This window comes from Candidatus Thiothrix phosphatis (assembly GCF_035668035.1).
In the GTDB taxonomy this organism is placed as follows: Bacteria; Pseudomonadota; Gammaproteobacteria; order Thiotrichales; family Thiotrichaceae; genus Thiothrix; species Thiothrix phosphatis.
The window spans coordinates 1-25,208 of sequence record NZ_JAYMYJ010000147.1; the positions used below are offsets into that span (position 1 = coordinate 1).

22 protein-coding genes are annotated in these 25,208 nt (G+C 55.2%); 14 read left to right on the plus strand and 8 right to left on the minus strand.

Annotated features, from left to right (window positions below; all coding sequences use genetic code 11):
* The first annotated feature begins 69 nt into the window (after window positions 1-69).
* A complete protein-coding gene (locus VSS37_RS18730) occupies window positions 70-792 on the plus strand; it encodes a response regulator (protein WP_324697725.1) in 723 nt (240 codons plus the stop codon).
* 1 nt (window position 793) lies between these two features.
* Complete coding sequence (locus tag VSS37_RS18735) at window positions 794-1,885, plus strand: TIR domain-containing protein (protein WP_324697670.1); 1,092 nt, start codon at window positions 794-796, stop codon at window positions 1,883-1,885.
* 88 nt (window positions 1,886-1,973) lie between these two features.
* On the opposite strand, the gene VSS37_RS18740 is transcribed toward VSS37_RS18735, so the two are convergent.
* Together VSS37_RS18740 and VSS37_RS18745 are read right to left on the minus strand one after the other, a co-directional pair.
* A complete protein-coding gene (locus VSS37_RS18740; RefSeq protein ID WP_324697672.1) occupies window positions 1,974-2,201 on the minus strand; it encodes a hypothetical protein in 228 nt (75 codons plus the stop codon).
* A 116-nt stretch (window positions 2,202-2,317) separates the two neighbouring features.
* Window positions 2,318-2,800 carry a hypothetical protein gene (locus VSS37_RS18745; RefSeq protein WP_324697673.1) on the minus strand — a complete coding sequence of 161 codons (483 nt, stop codon included), beginning with the start codon at window positions 2,798-2,800 and terminating at the stop codon, window positions 2,318-2,320.
* 193 nt (window positions 2,801-2,993) lie between these two features.
* Here VSS37_RS18745 and tgt point away from each other — a divergent pair, with 193 nt between their 5' ends.
* The 10 genes from tgt to VSS37_RS18795 all read left to right on the plus strand — a co-directional run bounded on the left by tgt (window position 2,994) and on the right by VSS37_RS18795 (window position 14,794).
* Window positions 2,994-4,106 carry a tRNA guanosine(34) transglycosylase Tgt gene (tgt, locus tag VSS37_RS18750; RefSeq protein ID WP_375339154.1) on the plus strand — a complete coding sequence of 371 codons (1,113 nt, stop codon included), beginning with the start codon at window positions 2,994-2,996 and terminating at the stop codon, window positions 4,104-4,106.
* 92 nt (window positions 4,107-4,198) lie between these two features.
* Entirely contained in the window at window positions 4,199-6,223 is a 2,025-nt protein-coding gene (locus VSS37_RS18755; protein ID WP_324697674.1) for an acyltransferase family protein, read from the plus strand.
* A gap of 102 nt (window positions 6,224-6,325) precedes the next feature.
* On the plus strand, window positions 6,326-7,309 hold the full coding sequence (acuI, locus tag VSS37_RS18760) for an acrylyl-CoA reductase (NADPH) (protein ID WP_324697676.1): 984 nt from the start codon (window positions 6,326-6,328) through the stop codon (window positions 7,307-7,309).
* A 14-nt stretch (window positions 7,310-7,323) separates the two neighbouring features.
* Window positions 7,324-8,433 carry a DUF3616 domain-containing protein gene (locus VSS37_RS18765; protein ID WP_324697677.1) on the plus strand — a complete coding sequence of 370 codons (1,110 nt, stop codon included), beginning with the start codon at window positions 7,324-7,326 and terminating at the stop codon, window positions 8,431-8,433.
* A 100-nt stretch (window positions 8,434-8,533) separates the two neighbouring features.
* Complete coding sequence (moaA, locus tag VSS37_RS18770; RefSeq protein WP_324697678.1) at window positions 8,534-9,544, plus strand: GTP 3',8-cyclase MoaA; 1,011 nt, start codon at window positions 8,534-8,536, stop codon at window positions 9,542-9,544.
* A gap of 314 nt (window positions 9,545-9,858) precedes the next feature.
* On the plus strand, window positions 9,859-10,557 hold the full coding sequence (locus tag VSS37_RS18775; protein ID WP_324697679.1) for a response regulator transcription factor: 699 nt from the start codon (window positions 9,859-9,861) through the stop codon (window positions 10,555-10,557).
* Window positions 10,548-12,173, plus strand: coding sequence for a sensor histidine kinase (locus VSS37_RS18780; RefSeq protein WP_324697680.1), 1,626 nt, complete (start codon window positions 10,548-10,550; stop codon window positions 12,171-12,173). Before VSS37_RS18775 ends, VSS37_RS18780 begins: the two co-directional genes overlap by 10 nt.
* A gap of 205 nt (window positions 12,174-12,378) precedes the next feature.
* A complete protein-coding gene (locus tag VSS37_RS18785) occupies window positions 12,379-13,206 on the plus strand; it encodes a hypothetical protein (protein WP_324697682.1) in 828 nt (275 codons plus the stop codon).
* On the plus strand, window positions 13,190-13,906 hold the full coding sequence (locus VSS37_RS18790; RefSeq protein ID WP_324697684.1) for a M23 family metallopeptidase: 717 nt from the start codon (window positions 13,190-13,192) through the stop codon (window positions 13,904-13,906). Before VSS37_RS18785 ends, VSS37_RS18790 begins: the two co-directional genes overlap by 17 nt.
* 156 nt (window positions 13,907-14,062) lie before the next feature.
* Complete coding sequence (locus VSS37_RS18795) at window positions 14,063-14,794, plus strand: 16S rRNA (uracil(1498)-N(3))-methyltransferase (RefSeq protein WP_324697685.1); 732 nt, start codon at window positions 14,063-14,065, stop codon at window positions 14,792-14,794.
* Between the two features lie 20 nt (window positions 14,795-14,814).
* Here the strand turns inward: VSS37_RS18795 and VSS37_RS18800 are convergent, their stop codons facing one another.
* The 3 genes from VSS37_RS18800 to hemL are packed head-to-tail and all read right to left on the minus strand — an operon-like array spanning window position 14,815 to window position 18,315.
* Window positions 14,815-15,771: an FHA domain-containing protein gene (locus VSS37_RS18800; protein ID WP_324697687.1), complete on the minus strand. Its 957-nt coding sequence runs from the start codon at window positions 15,769-15,771 to the stop codon at window positions 14,815-14,817.
* Complete coding sequence (locus tag VSS37_RS18805) at window positions 15,759-17,015, minus strand: S1 family peptidase (protein ID WP_324697689.1); 1,257 nt, start codon at window positions 17,013-17,015, stop codon at window positions 15,759-15,761. Before VSS37_RS18805 ends, VSS37_RS18800 begins: the two co-directional genes overlap by 13 nt.
* Before the next feature lie 19 nt (window positions 17,016-17,034).
* Complete coding sequence (gene hemL, locus VSS37_RS18810) at window positions 17,035-18,315, minus strand: glutamate-1-semialdehyde 2,1-aminomutase (protein ID WP_375339155.1); 1,281 nt, start codon at window positions 18,313-18,315, stop codon at window positions 17,035-17,037.
* Between the two features lie 69 nt (window positions 18,316-18,384).
* On the opposite strand from hemL, the gene VSS37_RS18815 reads away from it, so the two are divergent.
* Entirely contained in the window at window positions 18,385-19,944 is a 1,560-nt protein-coding gene (locus VSS37_RS18815) for a hypothetical protein (RefSeq protein ID WP_324697692.1), read from the plus strand.
* On the opposite strand, the gene thiE is transcribed toward VSS37_RS18815, so the two are convergent.
* The 3 genes from thiE to VSS37_RS18830 are packed head-to-tail and all read right to left on the minus strand — an operon-like array spanning window position 19,865 to window position 24,005.
* Complete coding sequence (gene thiE / locus VSS37_RS18820; protein WP_324697728.1) at window positions 19,865-20,494, minus strand: thiamine phosphate synthase; 630 nt, start codon at window positions 20,492-20,494, stop codon at window positions 19,865-19,867. The genes VSS37_RS18815 and thiE overlap by 80 nt on opposite strands.
* Window positions 20,494-21,294, minus strand: a complete 801-nt coding sequence (gene thiD, locus VSS37_RS18825; protein ID WP_324697693.1) for a bifunctional hydroxymethylpyrimidine kinase/phosphomethylpyrimidine kinase — start codon at window positions 21,292-21,294, stop codon at window positions 20,494-20,496. The genes thiE and thiD overlap by 1 nt, the downstream gene beginning before the upstream one ends.
* Window positions 21,294-24,005, minus strand: a complete 2,712-nt coding sequence (locus VSS37_RS18830; protein ID WP_324697695.1) for a bifunctional acetate--CoA ligase family protein/GNAT family N-acetyltransferase — start codon at window positions 24,003-24,005, stop codon at window positions 21,294-21,296. Before VSS37_RS18830 ends, thiD begins: the two co-directional genes overlap by 1 nt.
* Before the next feature lie 93 nt (window positions 24,006-24,098).
* Between VSS37_RS18830 and VSS37_RS18835 the strand changes: the two genes are divergently transcribed.
* Window positions 24,099-25,028 carry a histone deacetylase family protein gene (locus VSS37_RS18835; RefSeq protein WP_324697696.1) on the plus strand — a complete coding sequence of 310 codons (930 nt, stop codon included), beginning with the start codon at window positions 24,099-24,101 and terminating at the stop codon, window positions 25,026-25,028.
* Window positions 25,029-25,208: the final 180 nt, after the last annotated feature.

Consider the following 25,208-nt stretch of genomic DNA (forward strand, 5'->3'; position numbering starts at 1 on the left):
GTCAAACTATGCACGTCTCCCCGGCAAAGCCGGGGGATTTCCCAATAGATTAAAGCATCTTATGCAAATATATCGAATTGCTTGTATATATTAATTGACAATGCCGCATTTGCAGTGACGAATAACTATTCAGAAAATGAAGAACCATTCATAGAAGTATCAATCTATAGACAAAACAGTTCCATTGTCATTGACATAAATGATAATGGAGAAAATATTTCAGAATCTATTAAGAGTGTTATTTTTTATCCAGGAATATCTTCCAGAAAACAATATGGTGGCACAGGATATGGGTTATGGCGAGCTATGGCAATTTGCAAATCAATGCATGGGAACCTTGAGTTAATAGATAACTCAAATGCTGTTAAAACCTTTAGAATGACACTACCGGATAACCAAATCACCAAGAAAAAGTTAGCCTATGTTATAGATGATGAAACTTCTTGGGTGAGAATCATTAAACGGTGGCTAGAAGAAATTGGATATAACGTAAAAACTGCAAATAACTATGAAGACGCCATCTCTTTAATAAAAGAACCTGAAAACGATGTATCATTAATAACCTTGGATATAGCTTTAAACGCCATCGACTCATACAACATTGATGGTCTTAAACTAATCAACCTAATAAAGGAAAGTTTAAAAAATACGAAATTAGTTGTAATATCCGGCCTTGTGGACAAGGCAGAACAATACACAAATCAAATAGATTTCTTACTGGAAAAAGTTAGCGATCATGGTGCTATTGATAAAAATGTATTTCAGTCATTAATAAAACAGCTAGAGAAATAAAATGCAATACAAAGAACCAGTATTTAAAATTTTATTAACCAGTTCTACATCTAGTGAATCAATTAAGGCCATTGAAGATAGAATTCATACTGCATTTAAAGACTCAGGAAAAAAAGCTTCAATAGACTCGTTCGAAACATGTGACAAAGCATTTTATAGCATAAAAACCCAAACTAATGCTTATGATTTTTTTGTTATAAATACAGAGAATCCACAATGCTACGGACACTCATTGATTGATTATATTGGATCATTCCCCCAAAACAAAAATAAAACTAAACTACTGATAAGTGGCAGTATTGCAAATATACACTCAAAAAACTATATTGGATCCAAACAATTCTACTATGTTCCAGAAGAAAAGTTAATCCAAATACATGCAACTGAATTCAACAATACAGAAATTTTAAAAAAAATCATCAAAACTTTTTTTACTGAAACACCAACTTTGTATATCTCCTACGGAAATGACCCTAAATTTACATCTAGAGAAATCATTGAAGAGTTTGATAAACTTGCAAGAATAGCCATCCCTCATTTTAATATATTATTTGACTTTAAAAGCTTAAAAATTGGAAGCGATGTAAAACAGTTTATGAATAACATGAAAGATGGCGACATTGTTTTGCTCATAATAAATGAAAAATATTTTAACTCTCCGTATTGTATGGAAGAGTTAGTTAATATGTTTGAAGCTTTGCATGGACGGATTTACCCACTATTTCTTGATTCAGGAAGATCATTTTATGACTCAAGAGTATATAGCACTATATTAATGGAGTGGATACAAGATAAAAAACATTTAGAAACCCAACAAGAACAAATAATATCGTTAGGTTCAAGACGAGATCAGAGTATTGACACAGATATCCACTTAAGGGACAAAATAATAGAAACCCTTCCAAGGTTTAGAGAATATGTCTTGCATTTTTTTACTGCCCCCATTGATCTTTACAGACAAGAGAAATACCTAGATATTTTTCAAAAAATCACTAATGATTTAAAATATAGAGATTACATAGACTTTTACGGCTCTGAAGAAGAAATGAAAAAAGCCCTACAAAACTGCTCCATTAAAAACATATCAAGTTAATCAAAAAATATAAATTCATACAAAAACCATCTTCACCTTATTTCTGGACTATAGCGTCGGTATAATATAAAAATTAATAAAACCCACCTCACACAATAAGCAACCCCACCACAAACAAAAAGAAAACAATCGCCCCCATTAAAGCATTCCAGCTAAACCTTCCCATCTTACTGGAATAAACCTCAGAGACTTCACCGGCTGGCACCCTTGTTTCCCCATCCCATGATTTGATGGTGACAAATCCCGGCACATGCTCAACCGAACTAGCCCGATACACAGAACCATCCTGCAGTATCACCCGGTAATGGTGTTTCATAGCCCTCTCTCCTGCACTGATGATAAAAAGTACACTCGCAGGAACAGGTTAGCCTACTTTAATGGCAGCGTTAATCGGATAGTTGTGATAAATATCATGTTTCTTATAAGTTACAACTAATTAATCCCCACTAAATTCCCACATCCGGAAAGCAGGCCATTATCAGCCAACCACTTCGCCAGCGCCACCAAACCCAGCATTCCCAGATAAAATGGCCACACCGCCAACGACAGCAACGCCTCCAGGAAAGTGCGTGGCAATTTGCCATTCGTAATGACCTTGTAAAGCTTATCCACCGTCAAGACGCCATTGTGCAAATCATTGAGAAAACTGTTATAAGCCGCGCGGAACTGCTTTTCCAACGCCAGATAATAGGTATCCAGAAAGCAAAACAGGATGATCGGGATGCCCGCCAGTATCGCCGCCTGATTAATGCCATCCTTGGCCACCACGACCAGTATTGCCGACACCAACGTGACAGCCCATTTTTTGCACTCGGCGCTATTCCCCGCCATTCGGTTGATGATGCCCTGATACATGTCGATATGCTTCATCACCGCACCGGAATCTGGTTTCAGGAAATCGTTCGCATCGCTCATCGCGCATTACCTTCAGCAAATTGTCCAATTAAGATCAGGATAATTGACATCCGCCTTCCAGCACAACACCCGTGCAGCTGTGGCTGCGTCTTGCGCTGCGGCATGCATTGGCCAAAGCCGCTTGACTAAACCCCGGCTCTCTGGACAATCCGGGGTGATCAATCCAATTTTGCGACAACCCCAAGGAAAAACCATGTCCCACTTGCAGTTCAGCCTGCTCGCCACTGACGGAGCCGCCCGCCGCGGACGCCTGAGTTTCCCGCGCGGCACGGTGGAAACGCCCGCCTTCATGCCGGTCGGCACCTACGGCACGGTCAAGGCGATGACGCCGGAAGAATTGCAGGGCATCGGCGCGGAAATCATCCTCGGCAACACCTTCCACCTGATGCTGCGCCCCGGCACTGACATCATCCGCCTGCACGGCGACCTGCACGGCTTCATGCACTGGGAACAGCCGATCCTGACCGACTCTGGCGGCTTCCAGGTGTTCTCGCTGGCGGACATGCGCAAGATTTCGGAAGAAGGCGTGCGCTTCCAGTCGCCGGTGGATGGTGCCAAGGTGCTGATGACGCCGGAATCCTCCATGCAGGTGCAGCGCGAACTCGGCTCCGACATTGTGATGATTTTCGACGAATGCACGCCTTACCCGGCCACCCCCGACGAAGCCCGCCACTCGATGGAACTGAGCCTGCGTTGGGCGCAACGCAGCAAGGCGGCGCACGCGGGCAACCCCTCCGCCCTGTTCGGCATTGTGCAGGGCGGCATGTATGAGGAACTGCGCAAGGCTTCCGCCCACGGCCTGCTGGAAATCGGTTTCGACGGCTACGCCATCGGCGGCCTGTCCGTCGGCGAGCCCAAGGACGAACGCGACAAGGTGCTGGAAGCCACCCTCCCCGAATTGCCCGGCGATCACCCGCGCTACCTGATGGGCGTCGGCAAGCCGGAAGACATCGTGGAAGCGGTGCGGCGCGGCGTGGACATGTTCGACTGCGTGATCCCCACCCGCAATGCGCGCAACGGTTTCCTGTTCACCCGCTATGGCACGCTGAAAATCCGCAACAGCCAATGCCAGCACGACACCCGCCCGATTGATGAGCAATGCGGCTGCTATACCTGCCGCCACTATTCCCGCGCCTACCTGCGCCATCTGGACAAATGCGGGGAAATCCTCGGCGCACGCCTCAACACCATCCACAACCTGTATTACTACCAGGAGCTGATGCGCGGCATCCGCACGGCGATTGCTGAAGGCCGGTTTGAGGATTTTGTGCGGGAGTTTTATGCGCTACGCCAGCAAGATGACTAACCAGGCGTCAGGCGGATGCAATGCCAGCAGGGGACATGCAGCACCGCTGACATCCCACAAACAACGCCCGGACTGACCCGGAGGCCGCCGCGTTGCATTACCGGACAACCATAGACGGCCTGCGGGCCGTGGCGGTGCTTGCTGTCATTAGCTACCACGCAGGCTTTTCCGTCTGGGGGGAAAGCGCACTACCGGGAGGTTTCCTGGGCGTCGACGTGTTTTTCGTGATCAGCGGCTACCTGATTTCGGGCCTGCTGCTGGCGGAGTTGGAAAACACTGGGCGCATTGACCTCAAGCATTTTTATGAGCGCCGGGCGCGGCGTATTTTGCCAGCCCTGCTGCTGGTGATGGCGGTTTCCCTGCCATACGCCTGGCGTTATCTGCTGCCCGACGGCCTGATCGAATACGCCCGGTCGATGCTTGCAACCCTCGCGTTTGTCTCCAACGGCTTCTTTTACCTCACCACCACGGCATATGGCGCGGAATCAAGCCAGCTCAAGCCTTTGCTGCACACCTGGTCGCTGGGGGTTGAAGAGCAGTTCTACCTGCTGTTTCCCTTGTTGCTGCTGCTGTTCCGCCGCCGTCTGCAACACTATCCGTTGCGGATCACCTTTGGGACGCTGCTGGCGAGTTTCTGTTTCAGCTTGATTTACAACGGGCGTGACCCGTCCCTGAATTTTTATCTGCCGTTTTCGCGCGGCTGGGAATTGCTCACGGGTACGCTGGTCGCCATCCTTGAGCGGAAATATCCGCCCCCTGGCAATCGGTTCGCCGCCGAAGCCATGCCCATGATCGGCCTGGGCATGGTGTGCTACGCCATCCTGTTCCTGTCCGGCGAAACCCACCACCCCGGCCTCCCCACACTGGTTCCAGTTGCTGGCGCGGCGCTGATCCTGGCCTTTGCGCGCGATGATGGCGTTGTCGGCAGGCTTCTGTCCCTGAAGCCGGTGGCATTTACCGGGCTGGTTTCCTATTCGCTGTATTTGTGGCATTTCCCGGTGTTCGCCTTCATGCGTATCCAGCACGCCACGCCGTCCAATGCGGAAATAGCCCGAAGCCTGCTGACCGTTTGCCTTCTGGCGGTGATCTCCTTTTATGGGGTGGAGCGCCCGTTCCGTAACCGGCGCATGGTTCCCCTCCGGCTGCTGGCGGTTTCCTTGGGTGCGGCGGGTGGCCTGATCCTGGCGGCCAGTTGCTGGTTTATCAGCGTTGACGGTGCGGTGTCCCGCCTGAATGGGGCCGCCCTGAATTTTTACCAGCATTTCAGCCGGAACGAATGGGATCGCCTGGAAGGTGAAAATGGCTCCAGCGGGGAAAGCCTGCATTTTGGCCGTAAGCGCGCGACCTGCGACCGGCGCGACCCGCCACACGCCTGCCAATTCGGCGATGGGCGTTTCGTCACCCTGGGCGACAGCTTTGTCGGCCACTACGAATACGCGCTGCTGGAGCGCCTCAGACAACGCCAGCAGGGGCTGCTCAGTTTCAGTTATGCGCAGTGCCCCTTCGTGGCGACGGATTTATGGTTCGGCGACCACGCGGAATGCCCCCTGGTCAACGAGCGCCGCTGGGCGATCATCAAGGGTTTCCACGAGCAGAAAATTTTCATTATTTCTGCCAATGAAGGCTTGTTCCTGGACGCCAAACGGCGCACCCGGAACCCTTTGCAGGACGGGCGGAATGAAATCCGCGCAGGCGAGCCGGTCGCCGCCCAGCAAGTCTGGGACAGCTATTTCGCCAATATCCGGCAGTTGCTGGCGCTGGGGCACAAGGTCATCCTGATCCGCACACTGCCGCCGCCTGACGGCATTGACGCCAAACAGGCCTTCTTCAATGCGCTCAGGGAGGCGGGCGCGGTCACGGTTCCCGTCCGTTATTCCAGCGTCAATCCGCAGGCAGTGCTGGAACGGGACAATAGCATTTACCCCGATTTCCATGCAGACAACCTGCTGGTCATCGACCCGGTCAACGCGTTGTGCTCCCAGCAGGGTCGGCTTGGCCAATGCATGGTCATCGCCCCGGAAGGGGCCCTGTATAACGGCGGCGGACATTTGTCCTATTTCGGTGCCAACCGGATACTGGATGACATGTTCCGGAAAATGGCCGAAAAACACTGGTAGCGGCGTAAACACTAACCCTCAATGGTGAAAATGGTTTGCCTGGCACCATTCCACTATCATGATGGAAACAGACATAAAACAGCCACCAAAGGAGCCCCCATCATGTTCAAGGCGCTGATACTTACCCAAATCGAAGGCAAAACCACGGCGGAAGTCCGCCAGATCGGCATTGACTCGCTGCCGCCGGGCGAGGTGCTGGTGGATGTCGCCTACTCCTCCGTCAATTACAAGGACGGCCTGGCGGTCACCGGCACCGGCAAAATCATCCGTTCCTTCCCGATGGTGCCTGGCGTCGACTTCGCCGGGACGGTGGTGGAATCCGCTTCCGACCGCTTCAAGCCGGGCGATGAAGTCATCCTCACCGGCTGGGGCGTGGGCGAGCGCCACTGGGGCGGTTATGCGCAGAAAGCCCGGGTGCAGGCCGACTGGCTGACGCCCATGCCCAAGGGGCTGGATGCGCGGAAAGCCATGATCATCGGCACCGCTGGCTTCACCGCCATGCTGTGCGTCATGACGCTGGAGGAAGCGGGTGTGAAACCGGACTCCGGCGATGTGCTGGTGACGGGCGCGGCGGGTGGCGTGGGCAGCGTGTCGGTGCTGCTGCTGTCACAGCTTGGCTATCCTGTCACCGCCGTCACTGGCCGCCCGGAAACGCAGGAGTTCCTCACCGAGCTGGGCGCAAAAGACTTCATCGACCGCGCCGTCATGCAGGAACCAGCCCGTCCGCTGGAAACACAGCGCTGGGCCGGGGCGGTGGATGTGGTCGGCGGCGACATCCTGGCGCGGATACTGGCGGAAATGGCTTACGGCGGCGCGGTTGCAGCCTGCGGCCTGGCCAACAGTCACGAACTGCACACCACCGTCATGCCCTTTATCCTGCGCAACGTCAGCCTGCGCGGGGTTGATTCCGTCAGTTGCCCGCAGCAACGCCGCATCCAGGCATGGGAACGGCTGGCCGAGCTCCTGCCGGAATCCGCCTACGCCAACATCGGCTGCGCCGTGGCGTTGGAAGAAGTCCCGCAAATCGCGTGGGAAATCATCGGCGGGAAAATCCAGGGGCGGATGCTGGTCGACCTGAACTTGTGAAGCGAGGGCGGAACATGACGCAAAAAACCCCGGTTTACCTGCGCTTCGCCAGCCAGTACGCCGAACAACTGCGCACCGGCCTGTCGGCGGTCGTCGCCATTGACGAAACCTTGTGGGTGGCCAACGACGAAACCACCAGCGTGGAGCGCCTGAGCGCGCAAAAACCCGACCATGACGGCAACCCGCAATACGGCGGCCACGCCCATTTCGACCTGCAAGACTACCTGCGCCTGCCGCAGGAGGCGGAATCCGGCAAGAAAACGGCTGAAACCGACACTGAAGGCATGGCTTACGCCGACGGGTATCTGTGGCTGGTCGGCTCCCACAGCCTCACCCGTGGCAATCCGGACAAGCACGAAGACGGGGACACTGCCAAGCGGTTCCAGCAACTGGCGACCCTCAAACGTGACGGCAACCGTTTCCTGTTGGCGCGGATTCCGGTTGCAAACGGCGACCACGGCCTGCCCGAGTTGCAGAAACGCGCCACACAGGACGGCGTCACCCGCACCGCCGCCCGCCTGCGCGCCAACGCCAGCGGCGATGAGCTGACCGACGCGCTGCGTTCCGACCCGCACCTGCGCGCCTTTCTCGACATCCCCAGCAAGGAAAACGGCTTGGACATCGAAGGGCTGGCGGTGACGGGGCAGCGCGTGTTCCTCGGCCTGCGCGGGCCGGTGCTGCGCGGCTGGGCGGTGATCCTGGAGCTGGTGCCGGTGGAGGATGCAAGCGCTTCCGGCCTGCTCCGGCTGACGCCGACCGGGCCGGAGGAACGGCCTTACCGCAAGCATTTCCTGAACCTGGCCGGGCGCGGAATCCGGGATTTGTGCGTGCAGGGTGATGACCTGCTGGTTTTGGCCGGGCCGACCATGGATTTGGAAGGGCCGATGGCGGTTTACCGCTGGCGCGGCGGCGCAACCCCGGCGGCGGAAAGCTTGGTGGAGGCGGAAGAGCTGGAAATAGTGTTGCCAGACATTCCGGTCAGCCCCGAAGACCACGCTGAAGGCGTCGCCCTGTTTCCCCGGCAGGATGGCGAGCCGGGGCTGCTGGTGGTGTATGACCCCTCCGCCGCCACGCGCCAGCCCGACAAGAAAACGGTCATCGCCGACCTGTTTGCGCTGGATTGAGGACGGCTCGCCGCAGCCATCATCCTTTCCCCCGCAGCCCTGATCCACATGCGCTATCATACTTCTTGCGACTCTCCGTATCAGTTGGTAAAACAAGGACATGATAGCAAGCAACCCCACCACCAACCTGCTGGTCGACCGTTTCGGGCGGCAGGTGACTTATGTGCGCCTCTCCGTCACCGACCGCTGCGACCTGCGCTGCGTCTACTGCATGTCGGAAGACATGGTCTTCGTCCCGCGCGAACAACTGCTGACGCTGGAAGAAATGGCGCGGCTGGGCAAGACGTTCGTTGGCCTCGGCGTGCACAAAATCCGCATAACCGGCGGCGAACCGTTGGTGCGGCGCAATATCCTCAAACTGTTCCGCGACCTGGGGCAAATAGAGGGTTTGCGCGACCTGACCCTGACCACCAACGCCACCCAGTTGGCGCGTTATGCCCAGGAGCTGAAGGATGCAGGTGTCACCCGCATCAATATCAGCCTGGACACCTTGCAGCCGGAACGTTTCCACCGCCTTACCCGCCTCGGCGACATCAACAAGGTGCTGGCGGGCATCGACGCCGCGCTGGCGGCCGGTTTCCAGCGCCTCAAACTGAACGCCGTCATCCTGAAGCACCGCAACCACGATGAAATCCGGGATCTGGTCGAGTTCGCCCATGAACGCGGGATGGACATCACCTTCATCGAAGAAATGCCGCTGGGCGTGATCGGCGACCACGACCGCGCCGAAGCCTATTACTCCAGCGATGAGATCCTGCGCGACCTGCGCCGGGACATGGAGTTGCAGGCAGTCGAGGACAATACCGGCGGGCCGGCGCGCTATTTCCGGCGCGTTGGCAGCCCGTACCGGGTCGGCTTCATTTCACCGCATAGCCACAATTTCTGCGACACCTGCAACCGTGTGCGGGTGACGGCGGAAGGGCGGCTGTTGTTGTGTTTGGGGCAGGAACATTCCGTGGATTTGCGCCGGGTGCTGCGGGCCAACCCGACCGATGACGACAGGGTGCGCGAGGCGCTGGTCCAGGCGATGGCGGTCAAGCCGCAAGGGCACGAATTCGCCATTGGCGGGCAGCCCGTGATTTTCCGGCACATGAATGCAACGGGGGGATAAGGGAATGCGTCTGCACAAAATCTGCAAAACTTTTCCGAGGTATCTCCACAAAATTAAAATATTGCCTGCACAAAGCGTGGGTAGCATACGTACCTGACACTACTCACCGAAACCGGGTTCTGACGATGAAAAAAATAATCTGTTTATCGTTAACGTCAGTTTTCCCGGCGGGTTCTAGCAGCCCAAAGACTCCACGGATTCCGGCTGACGGCGCGATGTCCGCAGCCGGGATTCCGAATCTTTCCCCATTATGTGATTGACTGCCTTATAGTGGCGGCTCCATCGTCGGTTTTATTAAGTGATGGAGGACAAATATGAACAAACAGATTCTGATTGCAGACGACGACCCCCACATCCGCGACGTGATCAGCTTTGCGCTGGAAAAAGCGGGCATGCAGGTGGCCCAGGCCGAAGACGGGCGGCAAGCGTTGGATGCGTTCCGCGCCCACCCGGCAGACCTGATCGTGCTTGACATCAATATGCCGGAGCTTGACGGGCTGGAAGTCTGCCGGGAGATCCGCAAGTTTTCCGATGCGCCGATCCTGTTTTTATCGTCGCGGGACGATGAGATCGACCGCATCCTCGGCCTGGAAATCGGCGGTGATGATTACGTCACCAAGCCGTTCAGCCCGCGTGAGCTGGTGGCGCGCATCAATGTCATCCTCAAACGGACGCAAGCGATACCCAAGGTGGTGGTGGAACCGCCACTTGGCGAGTTGCGTCATGGGCAGCTCAGTATCCAGCCGGAACAGCATGCCGCCCACTGGAATGCGCAAGCCATCAGCCTGACCGCCACCGAATTCGCCATGTTGCAGATGTTTGTGCGCCAACCTGCCCGCGTGTTCAGCCGCGACAGCATCATGAACAGCGCCTATGACGGCAATGTGTACGTCAGCGACCGCACCATTGACAGCCATATCCGCCATATCCGCCAGAAATTCGCCGAAGCGGGTTGTGACAACGTGATTGAAACCGTGCATGGGGTTGGGTATAAACTTGCTGCATGCCAATAAACGCACACCTGCCGTTACCCCGCAAAACCTTATTCCGTTTGCGCAGCATCCTGCTGATCGTGATGCTGGCGATTTTGGCGCTGCCGCTGGGTGGAATTTATTTTTTCCGCATTTACGAAAATGAACTGGTGCAGCAGACCGAACTGGAGCTGATTTCCCAGTCTGCCGTGCTGGCCGCCGCCATCCGCCAGTTCGTGCGCGACAAGCAGCAAAGCGATTATGGCTACATCCATTTTTCCCCTTCCCTGACTTCCCCACCCGGCTTCAGTCCGGATGGCCTGCACCCTGCCAATGATTTCTATACCCCTGTCAGCCCACGGGTGGACTTGATTGACCCAATCCTGCCGCCGCGCCCGGATGCCCGCCCCAGCACCCAGGCCACTGATCCGCTGGCCCGGCAGATTGGCGAATATATGGCCCACATCATCCAGGACACGCAGCAAATCACGCTCTCCGGCATCCGCCTGCTGGACATGAACGGCACCGTGATCGCCGGGCGTGAGGAAGTCGGCCTATCGCTGGCGCACGTTCCGGAAGTCAAGGAGGCGCTACAAGGCCATTACGCCAGCGTCATCCGCCAGCGCCTCTCCGATGAGCCGCCGCCGCCGCTGTATTCCATTAGCCGGGGCGCCAATATCCGCGTCTTCACCGCTTTTCCGGTCACTGAGAACGGGCGCTTGCAGGGCGTCATCTACCTGTCGCGCACGCCCAAAAACATTATCAAGCACCTCTATGAGGAACGGGACAAGGTGTTTCTGGCCACCTTCATCCTGATCTCACTGGCGGTGTTGCTGGTGTTGTTTGTGTCCTCCACCATTTCACGCCCGATCCGCGAGCTGTTGCAGCAGACCGAGCGGGTGCGGGAGGGCGAACAGCGGGAAGTGGAGCCGTTGCGGAACCCCGTCACCCGCGAAGTGGCACAGCTTTCCGACAGTTTTGCCGGTATGTCGCATGCGCTGGCGGAACGCTCCGACTACATCCGCCGCTTCGCCACCCATGTGTCGCATGAATTTAAGACCCCGCTGACCGCCATGCAGGGCGCGCTGGAACTGCTGCATGACCATCTGGATTCCATGCCGCCGGAACGCAGCGCACAATTCATCAACAACTTGCTGGCTGACACCCAGCGCCTCAAACAACTGGTCAACCGCCTGCTGGAACTGGCGCGCGCCGACGCCATGGCACCCAGCAACCAAACCAGCACCCTACCCGCCACCATCAAGGCGCTGCACAACCGTTACCAGGAACGCGGCTTACAGCTGCATTGCGGGGAACTGCCCACCACCCTGCTGGCGATCGCGCCAGATGCGCTGGAAGTGGTGTTCACCAACCTGCTGGACAACAGCCTGCAACACGGTGCCAGCCACGTCAGCCTGTATACCGGGAAGCGCAAGGGCAAACTGGAGCTGCGCCTGCACGACAACGGCGAAGGCATTTCCCCCGCCAACCGCGACAAGATTTTCACCCCGTTTTTCACCACCAAACGCAACAAGGGCGGCACTGGGCTAGGGCTAGAAATTATCGCCTCTATCCTCAAGGCTTATGGCGGCAGCATCTGTTTGGGTGAAGCGGAACAAGGTGCGGAGTTTGTGCTGGAGCTGCCGGTAGAAACTTAAGCAATTCCTGCCTGTTTGGCCACTCCGCCAAGCCATCTCTCGACCATCGTGTTTCCACTACCGATTGACATGCCCAGATCTTTCCAGAATCCGATCGAGCGCCAGAATAGCGGAAAGAAACCCGCAAACGCCGATTTCGGCCAGTTAGGGTAACCGCCTGCCGCACCACCGGCAGGCAACCGAGTGTCAATTGCCGAGTGATGTTATGCGCTACCTGAAAATCCTGTTACTGACATGCCTTTTCCTGTTTCCGTTGTACGCTGGCGCTTTCGCCCCGCCCGCAAAAATACAACTGGAAAGCAAGGACTGGGGTGACGCCAATCCCGATGACATAAAAACCGTCTTGGACTCGGTGGTGGAAGCCATCAGCCCTTACATGGAAGGACGCCAATTTGGCAATATCTTAGTCCGCAATGGCACAACTGGCCCCATATCCATTTACGATCGGGGACCAAATGGCGAATACATCGTCATGCTCAATGTGCATGGCCGTTACTGGGCGCAATTGACCTACCAGTTTTCACATGAAATGTGCCATCTGATGTCGAACTACGATCTGGCACCACGTAATATTTCTCACCAACAATGGTTCGAGGAATCCCTTTGTGAAGCTTTCAGCCTGTTTACCCTGGAAAAGATGACCGAACACTGGCATGACAACCCGCCTTACCCGCAATGGAAGGAATACGCCCGCAAGTTTCTTGAATACGAACAAGATAACCTCAAACAGGAGCACCGCAGGCTGCCCAAAGGCATGAAACTGCCCACTTGGTATTTGGAGTATCAAAAAGCACTTAGTGCCGACCCGTATGCGCAAGGACGCAGCCTCAACGAGTTGGTCGCCAACCAATTATTGCCAATCTTTGATGCGAACCCGGAAACCTGGGGAAGTATCAACTACCTGAATCTGGGCGATGACACCGATGACAAGTCCCTGGACAAGTATTTGACAGACTGGCAAAAAAGCGTGCCGCCCAAATGGCTCCGCACTGTCAAGGAAGTCAAGCAAAAGTTACTTGAAACGGCTGGATAGGCCTTTCTTCGGAAAAAGGTTTTTTGACCAAAAAAATAATTTTATTATACCCTATATAAAAAGCCGAACTTTCGAACCAAAAGTCCGTCATATAAAACAAGAGTTGCGGACAGGGAATAGGGTGTTAGATATGAACAAAAAACCTTTGCTACTTTTGTTGGCATTAACAATATTTATGATTGGGTACTGGATACCGGAAGACCGTCATGTGCCCGTTGAGGGTGCCAGACCGTATGACTGGAATCCTGCCGCTTACGGTTACAAAATCGGCGGCATCAATGCACAAAAAGGCATTAACATTTTTGCCAACAGGGGTACGCCAGTTGTAGCGACCACCAGTGGCTTGGTTCTTTACCGTGAAAATTCACCACAAGGCGAGAATTCGGTTTGGGTGCTGGGCGCAAAATGGCGCCTGCACCATTACGCCAATTTGGATGAAGTGGATGTCAAACCGGCAAGCTGGGTTAAAACGGGTGAAAAAATCGGCACTGTCGGCATACCTGCCAATGCTGCGGCGCGCTCACCTAACTTGTACTATTCCATTCGCAGCCTTCCTCCACAGGTCAGTGAATGGAAACCGGCGCAGCCTCTGGGATTAGACCAAGTGTTTTACGTCAATCCACACCAATTTTTGACGGATTACCAAAGTGACAGCGGCGAAACACCTACAGAGAACGTCACAACAGCTGAAAAAAAATGACACAGGTGCTTATTTATTGTTAACTTTCAACCACTAAGCATAACTGATCAATAAGCTCGATAGATGCCTGAGTTTTCTTTGGATGAAAACCCAGGCATTTATGCTTCATACAATATCAGCTCCTGCCACATACTTTTATGATATGTTTCCCGCACTATGCGTATTCCCCGATTCTACCTTCCCCACCCCATACAGGCAGGCCAACAGCTTGACCTGCCGCCGACGCTTTTCCACCATGCCATCCAAGTTCTGCGTTTGAGCGCTGGCGAATCGCTTATCCTGTTCAACGGTGACAGCGGTGAATATCTGGCGCGGCTTGAGACAGTAGGTAAACGCAGCGCCACAGTCCTGCTTGAAAACTTCTCCTCCGCCAATACGGAATCTCCCGTACAACTTACTTTGGCGCTAGCGATCATCAAGCCTGAAAAAATGGATTTCGCCCTGCAAAAAGCGGTGGAGTTGGGAGTCACCCATATCCAGCCATTGATCACCCAGCGCAGCGTAGTGCGGATAGGCAAGGAAAAAGCTGATAAAAAGGTGGAGCATTGGGAAGGCATCGCCATCGCCGCCTGTGAACAGTCTGGGCGCACCCGCCTACCAACAATATCGCCACCACAGACGCTGGACGCCTGGCTGGAACAGAAAACAACAGGCTCATGCCTGCTGCTGGCTCCTGGTGAATTTCCAAGCATACACCAGTTGCCTGCGCAGTTGCCCCCCCCCATTGCCTTACTCATCGGCCCAGAAGGCGGGTTCACGGATGAAGAAGTGGAGCAGTGCCTACGGGCAGGCATGACAGCGGTTTCGCTTGGCCCGCGCATCCTGCGGGCGGAAACTGCCAGCATTGCGGCGTTAACCTTGCTCCAACACCGCTATGGTGATTTCTGACCCTGCCTTTTGGGGCAGGCTCACTCCGTCGTTAATGGCGGCAGTTCTTGAGCCGCCTTTTTCAAGTATTCATCCAACGGCAACGCCGGTTTGGCATGCATATTGAGTGAACTCAAGGTCTGGTTGTAATACGGGTCGGCGGAAAATTCACTGTCCGCCGCCATTTCATCCAACATGTTCATACCGCGCAATCCCAATGGCAATGCGCTCAGCAGCAGGGCGATGCCCAGTGCGTGCGTCCGTTTCTGGCTGAGCACCCAATGCAGGTAAGCGTACAGCAGGATAGGCAACAACAGGAAATCGCCAATGCCCACCAACAACCAAGTGCTGGGTCGGTCGGAAGTCAGAAAATAATCCAACCAGCTGCCCAGTTCCTGCAATATCAGGGGAATCAGGGTAAACAGGGACACCACACTCAAAGCAGGCACAAATTCCCAGCGATGCGTGACCAGCCGGGAGATCCCGCCTATCAACAATGTCCACAGCAAGATCCACAATAAATTGGGCAATAAACCGCTGAGGTAGAATAACGGCTCTTTCTGTAAAGAAGTGTCCAGATAAGCATCAACCAGCAGTGAAACAATCGTCAGCAACAACAACAGCCCCGCCCATAACGGCTTGCACAAAGGCGTAAAAATGCCGCTGCAACGGCTGACATGCGTCATTTCCACCGGCATCTCTGACGACACCAGCCGCATCTTGCGGTTGCCCAACAGCAGCAGGCTGGGGATGGGTGCCAGCACAGGTTGTTGCCCCAGCTTATGGCCGTTCATGCGGGTGCCATTTTCATCCGACAAATTGTGGGCAAACAGCTGTCCGGCTTCATCCTGCTCCAAACGCAGATGGTGGGCGGAAACTGAGGCGTCCGACAAAATGATGTCATTGTCCAACGCCCGCCCGACAGTGACCGGGAAGCTTTCCAAGCGGTGATATTGGTTTAGGCCACGGCTTTGGATTTCCAGGATCATTTTTGCCATTTGAAATCCTCCAGCATCCGCTTAAGCAGCTGCATGCCGCCATCAAAAGTGGTTCCGGTTATGTCCAGATTGAACAACATTCCCTCACGCTTATGCCCAACCAGTGCGCCGCTAATCAGCAAATCACTCAAACCGGCATAATTGAGGTAATCACGGCGGCAGACCGTCATCTTGAATTCCTGCCCGGATACCGGCGTGAAATCGGTAAAACATTCAAAATTGGTGACATCTTGCTTACCGGCCTGGCTATTGGGCACGCTGGAATTCATGTTTTCATACTGCCGGTAGAAACGCGCCGGAATGATTTTATCGGTTTCCAGCCAAATATATTCATAAGAGAGGTTGCCCACTTCCAGATTTTCATCCAGATAAATGCTGTTCTCATTGCTGCACTGGGTGTAATAGGTGCGGATCAGGTCATCTGGATCAGGTTTCTGGCTATTATCCCAGCAACGGGTGGCACCCTCAATGTCACCAGGGACAGAAAAGCTCCCAATTTTCAGGCTAGTCCATTTTGAGTCCTGCAGATGCTGCACATACTTGTCGGCGCTGCCGTGCAACTGCTCGGTAATACGCAGGAGAATATCCTCATCCGCCTTAAACCCTGTCAGCTTCAGGCGCTCCAGCATGATGGCCAAATACTGGGCTGGCACCAGGAAACTAATGCCATTGCCGGAAGTGGCCACATTCACCCCAACAACTTCTTTCCCGCCATTGAGGGTCGGGCCGCCGCTCATACCGGGATTAAGACTGCCGGAAAACAGGATGTTGTTGTCATCACTGTATTTCATGACCCCGTTGTTGGTGCCTTCCACAATGGAAAACCCCTTGTCCATCGGGTTGCCGAGCGAGTACAGGCGCTCCCCTTTGGGCGGCACCTGGGTAATTTTCAGGGGTTCGCCCAAGGGGCGTTCGGCGCGCAAGACCGCAAGATCATGAATCACATCCACCGCCAGCAGCTCCAAACTGCCGGTATTGCCAGTGGTGGACAGATAATCCAGTTCAAATTCACCCGGATTATTGATGAACGTGCTGACCACATGGTAATTGGTGGCGATGATGTCGGATTGCATCACAACAAAGCCAGAACCGATGGTGGTTTTCTTGCCTGTTTGCTGGTTGATGACCCGCACCTGATAGACGGAACCTTCCACATCGGAATAAATGGATGATGATTCGCTTTCCGCCAGCGCAAACGGCGCAGCCAGCAGGATTGCGAACAGGAGTATGAGCCGTAGAAACACGTGGATATTCTTCCTTGAATTACAAAGCGGCAAAGACTTCCCTGGCAATGGCGATGGTTTCATCCAGATCGGCTTGGGTATGGGCGCTAGAGACGAAACCAGCCTCATAAGCGGAAGGTGCCAGATAAACCCCCCGTTCCAGCATACCATGGAAAAAACGGTTGAATTGCGTAATATTGCATGCCGTCACTTGGGCATACGTATCGATCCGCTTTTCGGATGTAAAGAACAAACCAAACATGCCGCCGACCTGCTGGGTAATAAAACCCACACCAGCGGTGGCGGCGGCCTGCCGCATGCCATTCATCAGATAATCAGTGCTATTCGTCAGATCAGCATAAAAATCCGGGCGGGAAATAATCTCCAACAGTTTCAACCCTGCCGTCATCGCAATTGGGTTGCCGGACAAGGTGCCCGCCTGATACACCGGCCCCAACGGCGACAACTGCCCCATAATGTCGCGCCTGCCGCCGAACGCACCAACCGGCATCCCTCCGCCGATCACCTTCCCCAACGTGGTCAGGTCAGGCCGGACGCCGTACACCGCCTGCGCGCCGCCCAGGGCCACCCGGAAGCCAGTCATGACCTCATCGAAAATCAACACCGAGCCATACTCGTCACACACGGCACGCAATGTTTCGAGGAATCCAGGCAGCGGTGGGATGCAATTCATATTGCCTGCCACCGGCTCGACGATAATACAGGCAATTTCATGCCCGCGAGCAGCAAACACTTCGCGCACCTGTGTGCTATTGTTGTAGTCGAGAGTCAGCGTGTATTGCGCCAACTCGGCTGGAACGCCGGGCGAGCTAGGTTGTCCAAAAGTGAGGGCACCGGAACCGGCCTTTACCAGCAGCGAATCGCCGTGGCCGTGGTAGCCGCCTTCAAACTTGACCATGTAGTTGCGCCCGGTGAAACCGCGCGCAAGGCGGATGGCGGACATGGTGGCCTCGGTGCCGGAGCTGGTCATGCGCACCATTTCGATGGCAGGCATGATAGAACAAATCTTCTCTGCCATGATAATTTCGATTTCCGTTGGCGCGCCGTAGCTCAGACCATCAACAGCGGCTGCCTGCACGGCGGCGATGACTTCCGGGTGCGCATGACCCGCCACCATCGGCCCCCAGGAGCCAACATAATCAATCAACCGGTTGCCGTCAGCGTCCCACATGTAAGCGCCCTGTGCGCGGGCGATGAAGCGGGGGGTTCCTCCAACGCTACGGAAAGCGCGCACGGGGGAATTGACCCCGCCGGGGATGGAACGTTTGGCTTGCTCGAACAGGGTTTCGGAACGGGTCACAGCTGGCATCCTTGACAGTTGAAGTTTACAGGGGGAAAAAGATTGCTATCTTACGTGAGAGGCGTCCGCTTGAACAGATACCAACTGGGTTTAGGACTATTGGCAGGCGCCGCCATTTTCCTATTTTACCTTGTCGGTAAACCACCCCCTATCGCCAGACTATCACCAGCTGGCCCGGCGACGGCACCAATAACAACAGTCCCCAAAGCCGGGATAGCGGCCTTTCTCTCACCTTGGCCGCACGCCAACACCGAACCCACGCCACCCCCGCCTTCCACAACCACAGCTGCTACCGTTGGCGGCGGTATTGAACCCATACTGGACCAGCTTAAAATTGTCCTGCAGGAATTGTCCGACTTGCAGGCGATGATGCCCAACCCGCTCACTCCCTACCAAACACCGGATGAATTTCTGCTACAAACTTGGCAACCGCGCTTTGACGCCCTGAACCAACAGCTCCAAGAACTGGTTGACAAAGCCAGCAGCATCTCCAGGAGGCAAACCCAACGCTTCTTGTGGGGGCAAGCGCTGACGCTTGGATTTGGCGATGAAACCGCTTACACCTTGGTGGCGATGCTGGGAAACCCACAGGACAATGCATTGTTCGACGAAATGCTGGACACCCTGGCCAACGGCCCCTACCTTCCAGAGGTAAAACAGCGGCTGGCATTCAGCATCCTGATGTCCTCCAGTTCAGGCAACTATGATGATGCGGGCAAGCCCATTGCCAACCAGACATTCACCCCCCGCCAACAACGTATCCGCCAGTTTCTGGAAGAACAGTTCCAGCACGAGACAGCCCCCCTCATATTGGGCGCTTACCTGGACATTTACTACTCACTATCACAGGAAAGCCCCACCCTAATCCCCGCCGATCAATTCTGGCAACAGTTGGAAACCTTGCGCACCCAACTCACACCGGACACCTATTACCGTTACCGCCTGCAAAAGCTCAACTTGGCGGGCGCTGACGCGGATTATGCCGACCTGTTGCGGGAAATCAGCACCAGCAGCATGACTCCCCAGCAACGTCAGGATACGGTCTTCGCCCTCAACAGCCAGGTCGCCATGCAGTTTTCCCCTGGATTCGACGGCGCGGCCAAACCGGTGGAAATGCCAGCGCAACAACGCCGCCTGTTGCAACACTATCTGGAAAACAACCTGCCGACACCTGATGCGCAAGACCGATACAGCCTATTCCAGTATGGGGAACAGACCTACACCATCGAACTGTTGCGCGACCAGAACAAGGCGGGCGACGCTTTCTACCAAAAAATCATCAACAGCAGCTCGCCGTTGGAACAACTGGCCCTGTTGTTGGGGACGCCCGTGAGCAATGAAAATATCTTGCAACGTCTGCGGGAAAACGCGCCACTGCGGCACAAGCTGAACACCCAGTTGCAACAACCCGACCTTACGCCGGAAATGCGCCGCCTACTGGAAGAAGGCGTCGGCATGCTCAAAAGCGAACCTTATGGGGAAGGGCAACCAACGCAGTCCGACCTGGGGGTTGACGAATATGGCCGCAGCATTTACACCCTACAGACCTTTACTGCGGATGGTGCCCGCCCTGATCCTGGATCAGCGCCCGATACAACATCGCCTGATGGGCAATATCCGGGCTATTGAACACATCTGTGATCACCGCCAGCATATCCGCCCCGTTTGCCAGCAAATCAGGCGCATTGGCTAAGGTAATGCCACCAATCGCACAGATGGGCAAATCCAGCCGTTGCCGTGCCTCACGCAGCAACCCCAGGGGGATCTGCGGCGCATGTGGTTTGGTTTGGGAAGGGAAAAAACTGCCAAAAGCGACATAATCCGCGCCGTGGCTTGCCGCTTGCAGCGCCAGCTCCAACGAGCCGTAACAAGAGACGCCGATAATGGCGGAACGCCCCAGATAGTCGCGGGCGGCATTGATCGCCGCATCATCCTTACCGATATGGACGCCATCCGCCAGCACCACTTTCGCCAGCGCCATATCATCATTGACGATGAACAACGCGCCATGTTCATGGCAGAGAGAGCGCAACGCCCGTGCCTCCTGTTCCCGACGCCCTTGCCCAACTGTTTTGTCACGGTACTGGACTAGGCTGGCCCCACCGCGCAACGCCTGCCCCACCTTCTCCAGCAGCAGGTTGCCGACGGAACCATCCGTAATGACGTAAAGCCCCTGCATCAAGCCCGTTGCCAGTAAAAACGGTCGGGAATCCACTGACAGCGCCCAAACTTGCGCCCCGCCTGCAAACTTCCCCAGGTATACGCTTGCGCCGCCGCCACCGCTTTGCTGACCTCCATGCCTTTGGCGAGATTCGCCGCACAAGCGGAAGCCAGCGTACAACCGGAACCGTGATAGTGCCCTGGCAGCCGTTCCCACGTCCAACCACGCAGCCGCTTGCGTTCACCGTACAGGACATTTTCCACCTGCTCAGTTTCGGCATGGGTTCCCGTCAGCAACACATAATCGCAACCCTGTTCCAGCAAAGAAAACGCCTGCTCATCCCGAGTTGCGCCCCCCATGGCCAAGCGCGCAGCTTCCGGCATATTGGGCGTCAGCAGCGTCGTCAGGGGCAACAGACATTCACGGATGGCTTCAACCAGAATATCGGAAGCAAGGCCTTTGCCGCCACCCGCAGCCAGCACCGGATCAAGAATCACGGGGGTCTCCGGTGCCTGCAACAGGATGCACTGCACCGCCTCGACTGCCGCCACACTGCCAAGCAGGCCGATTTTGAAAGCGGCAATGGGCATATCGGCCAGCACTGCTTCGGCCTGCTGCTCAATCAGGTAATCAGCGACCGGTTCCACGCGTTGCACATCACAAGTGTCTTGCACCGTCAAACAGGTGATCACCGAAACAGGATGGCAGCCTTGACTAACTATTGCTTCAATGTCAGCTTGAACGCCAGCACCGCCAGCGGGGTCATGCCCAGCCAACGTCATGACAACTGGCGGGGCCGATTGAGCGGATCCTTCCACTAGCAACAAATCTCTCCCAGACGTTTGACAACGATGACGATATTATCATCCATCTCGCTTCTATGCTTGTCGAATCCAAGACGTTGCATCAGCTTGAGCATACCGGTGTTGTGCGCCAACACTTCGCCCTCGACGGTGCGCAACCCTCTGCTGCGGGCGGCGTCAATCAAGGTTTGCATCATCAGCCCGCCCAATCCACGGTTCTGCCAAGCATCCGCAATCACCAGCGCAAACTCGCAGCTGGACTTGTCGGGGTTGATGGCGTAACGCGCCACACCGATTTCGACATCCTGGCCATCCTGCTTGCTCAACGCCACAAACGCCATTTCACGGTCGTAATCAATCTGCGTAAGCCGCACCAGCATGTCAGGCGTCAGCTCACGCAAGGCCTGCATGAAGCGCATGTAACGCGACTCTTTCGACAGGTTGCGCACGAATTCCTGCTCGACTTCCGCATCTTCCGGGCGAATCGGACGGATAACGATGTCCGTGCCGTCCGCCAGTTGCGGCTGCTTGACCAGGTCGTTCGGGTAGGGGTGAATCGCCATATGGTCATAACGCCGCGCCGTCGCAGGCGGGTAGTTGATGATGAAACGTGCGTCCACCGCCACCACGCCCTGCTCATCCGCCACCAGCGGGTTGATGTCCATTTCAACAATTTCCGGCAGCTCGCACACCATTTCGGACACGCGCTGCATCACTTTCCACAACGGATCGAAATTGATCGACGGCATATTGCGGAAATTGCCCAGCAGCTTGGCGACCCGGGTGCGGCAAACGGTTTTCTTGATCATGTAATCGTTCAACGGCGGCAACGCCACCGCACGGTCACGGTGCACCTCCACCGAAGTGCCGCCCGTACCGAAACTGATCACCGGCCCGAACACCGGGTCGCGCACCACGCCAACCATCAGCTCACGCGAGGATTTGCTGTGGTACATGCTTTCGATGGTGACGCCTTCGATCCTGGCTTCCGGCAAACTGCGGCGGGCCGCCTCGGTCAGCTCCTGATAGACGCTGCGCACCGCATGGGCGCTGCTGATGTTCAGGCGCACCCCATCCACATCCGATTTGTGGAGGATGTCAGGGGAACTGATTTTCATCACTACCGGGTAGCCGAGGGATTCTGCCGCCACCAACGCTTCAGAGGGGCTACGCGTCAGGATGGTTGGCATGGACGGAATGCGGAACGCCGCCAAAATGGCGCGTGACTCAGTGGTGGAAAGCGAGCGCCGCCCCTCGGCCAGCACGCTCTCAATGATCAGGCGTGCTCCGGCCACATCAGGCTCGCGTGCCTGCTCCTTTACGGAAGGGGGCACCTGCATCAGCAGCTTCTGGTTGCTGCGGTATTGGGTAAGGTAGGCAAACGCCTCCACCGCCGAATCCGGCGTACTGAAATGTGGCACCCCGGCATCCACCAACAGCTGGCGTCCAGCCGCCACCTGCTGTTCACCCATCCAGCAGGTCAGGATAGGCTTACAATGTTTGCGGTTTTTGGTGTCCTTGCACACCTCCACAATTGCTTGCGCCACTCCCGCAGGGTCAGTCATCGCTTGCGGTGCCAGCATCACCAGGACACCATCCAGGTTCTCATCCTGCATGCAGACTTTGAGGGCGGCGGTATAACGCGCCGGGTCTGCGTCGCCGAGAATATCCACCGGATTGCCATGTGACCAGGTAAACGGCAGAATTTTATTCAGCTCCGCCAGCGTATCAGGGCTGAGTTCAGCCATACGCACGCCCACTTCCACCACCCGGTCAGTCGCCATGACACCAGGGCCGCCGCCATTGGTGATGATCAACAAGCGGTTTTGCTGGGCGCGGATACCGGAGGAGAGTATTTGGGCCGCGGCAAACAACTGTGTCACCGTATTGACGCGCACGACGCCTGCCCGTTCCAATGCGGCCTCGAAAGCATCATCACCGCCAACAATCGCGCCAGTATGGGACGTGACCGCACGGGACACCTCCTCGTAGCGGCCAGCTTTCAGCACGATGACCGGCTTCATGCGCGAAGCGGTGCGCAACCCGCTCATAAAGCTGCGGGCATTGTGTATGCCTTCAACATACAGCAGAATACTGTCAGTTTTGGGATCAAGCGCCAAAAAGTCGAGCACATCACCAAAATCGACATCAGCGGTGTCCCCCAGCGTGACAACTGTGGAGAAACCAATCTGATGGCTGGCGGCCCAATCGAGGATGGCGGTGCACATTGCCCCAGATTGTGAAACCAACGCCAAATTCCCGGGTTGTGCTTGGTTGCGGCTGAATGTAGCATTAAGGCCAGAGGAAGGACGCATTATGCCGAGGCAGCTCGGCCCGATGATGTGGACGCCATACTGACGGGCAATGTCCACAATGTCTTTTTGCAGGCGTTTCCCTTGTGGGCCGGTTTCGGCGAAACCAGCAGAGATGATGACCACGCCTTTTACGCCGTGTTCGCCACATTGCTGGATAATGCCGGGAATGGTACGGGAGGGCGTCGCCACTACGGCCAAGTCGACAGGTTTATTCAGTTCGGTCAAATTAGGCCAAGCTTGGTGACCATGAACTTCGGTATGCTTAGGGTTGATCGGGTAAACAGCTCCCTTGAATCCTGCATTGAGCAGATTCTGGAAGACAATGGAACCCACTGAATTTTCCCGGTGACTGGCCCCGAATAGCGCAATATTATGCGGTGAGAATAGTTGATTTAAGTAATGGTGGCTCATGGCCAAAACCTCTATGATATACAGATGTAGCGCATTAAAGTCTATCTTTTTGTGCAATGCAGCATATTCTACTCCCATTTTTTAAAAAAGAACATGACAGTTGCAGTAATAACACACTCACATTGCCATTTGCATGACAACGGCACCCCGCACCACCCTGAATGTGCGGAGCGTTTGGACGCCATCAACAACCGCATGATCATGTCCGGGGTGGACTGGATTTCACGCCATTATGACTCGCATTGCGCGGAACGTGAACACCTGTTGCGTGTACATGACGCCGCTTATGTGGATCGCGTGTTCGCCACCTCGCCCAAGGAAGGCTTTGCCGACCTGGATGGTGACACCGGCATGAGCCCGTACACCTTGGATGCAGCCCTGCATGGCGCGGGTGCAGCAGTGATGGCGGTCGACCTCGTAATGGCGGGGAACCACAAGCATGCTTTCTGCATTATCCGCCCGCCCGGCCACCATGCTGGACGCAGCCGCGCCGCCGGTTTCTGCATTTTCAACAATGTGGCTGTCGGCGCAGCGCATGCCATGGACGTGTACGGAGTGGAGCGCATCATCATCGTGGACTTCGACGTACACCACGGCGATGGCACCGAAGAAATTTTCTCCGGCGACCCGCGCGTCATGTTCTGCTCGTCTTTCCAACACCCATTCTACCCCTTTACCGGGGCAGACACGAATGTGCCCAATATCTTCAACCTACCCTTGCCAGCAGGAACCGGCGGTGCCGCTTGGCGGGAAGCCGTATCCAACAATTGGTTGCCTGCCATGCGTGATTTCAAGCCAGAACTGGTGATGATTTCCGCAGGGTTTGACTCCCACTTGGAAGACGACATGGGCGGCTTCAATCTGGTGGAGCGCGATTACGTGTGGATTACCCGTGAGCTATGCCAGATCGCCAAGGATCACTGTGGTGGCCGGGTCGTGTCCTGCCTGGAAGGTGGTTATGAGTTGTCGCCACTAGGGCGCAGCGTGACCGCGCACATTAAAGAACTGGCCGAGTTTCACTGACTCGGCCGTTCAACTCCATAAGAATATAATTAATAATCGATATTTGTCGGATTTTCTCAATCCGATCTATTTATTTGATTTGCAAATCAATAAAAGCACATATCCCCATTAGGGTAGCCGCTGGAATGCGGCGCATAAAGTATAGTATCCTGCCTGCCACTTTAAGGGAGCGCCCTCCCG

Coding starts and splice junctions, on each gene's coding strand:
- VSS37_RS18780 (WP_324697680.1), top strand. CDS start 10,548: ATGCCAATAAACGCACACCTGCCGTTACCCCGCAAAACCTTATTCCGT.
- VSS37_RS18775 (WP_324697679.1), top strand. CDS start 9,859: ATGAACAAACAGATTCTGATTGCAGACGACGACCCCCACATCCGCGAC.
- VSS37_RS18745 (WP_324697673.1), bottom strand. CDS start 2,800: ATGAGCGATGCGAACGATTTCCTGAAACCAGATTCCGGTGCGGTGATG.
- VSS37_RS18835 (WP_324697696.1), top strand. CDS start 24,099: ATGACAGTTGCAGTAATAACACACTCACATTGCCATTTGCATGACAAC.
- thiE (WP_324697728.1), bottom strand. CDS start 20,494: ATGCAGGGGCTTTACGTCATTACGGATGGTTCCGTCGGCAACCTGCTG.
- VSS37_RS18785 (WP_324697682.1), top strand. CDS start 12,379: ATGCGCTACCTGAAAATCCTGTTACTGACATGCCTTTTCCTGTTTCCG.
- VSS37_RS18735 (WP_324697670.1), top strand. CDS start 794: ATGCAATACAAAGAACCAGTATTTAAAATTTTATTAACCAGTTCTACA.
- VSS37_RS18740 (WP_324697672.1), bottom strand. CDS start 2,201: ATGAAACACCATTACCGGGTGATACTGCAGGATGGTTCTGTGTATCGG.
- VSS37_RS18795 (WP_324697685.1), top strand. CDS start 14,063: ATGCGTATTCCCCGATTCTACCTTCCCCACCCCATACAGGCAGGCCAA.
- moaA (WP_324697678.1), top strand. CDS start 8,534: ATGATAGCAAGCAACCCCACCACCAACCTGCTGGTCGACCGTTTCGGG.
- tgt (WP_375339154.1), top strand. CDS start 2,994: ATGTCCCACTTGCAGTTCAGCCTGCTCGCCACTGACGGAGCCGCCCGC.
- VSS37_RS18800 (WP_324697687.1), bottom strand. CDS start 15,771: ATGGCAAAAATGATCCTGGAAATCCAAAGCCGTGGCCTAAACCAATAT.
- VSS37_RS18830 (WP_324697695.1), bottom strand. CDS start 24,005: ATGAGCCACCATTACTTAAATCAACTATTCTCACCGCATAATATTGCG.
- VSS37_RS18765 (WP_324697677.1), top strand. CDS start 7,324: ATGACGCAAAAAACCCCGGTTTACCTGCGCTTCGCCAGCCAGTACGCC.
- acuI (WP_324697676.1), top strand. CDS start 6,326: ATGTTCAAGGCGCTGATACTTACCCAAATCGAAGGCAAAACCACGGCG.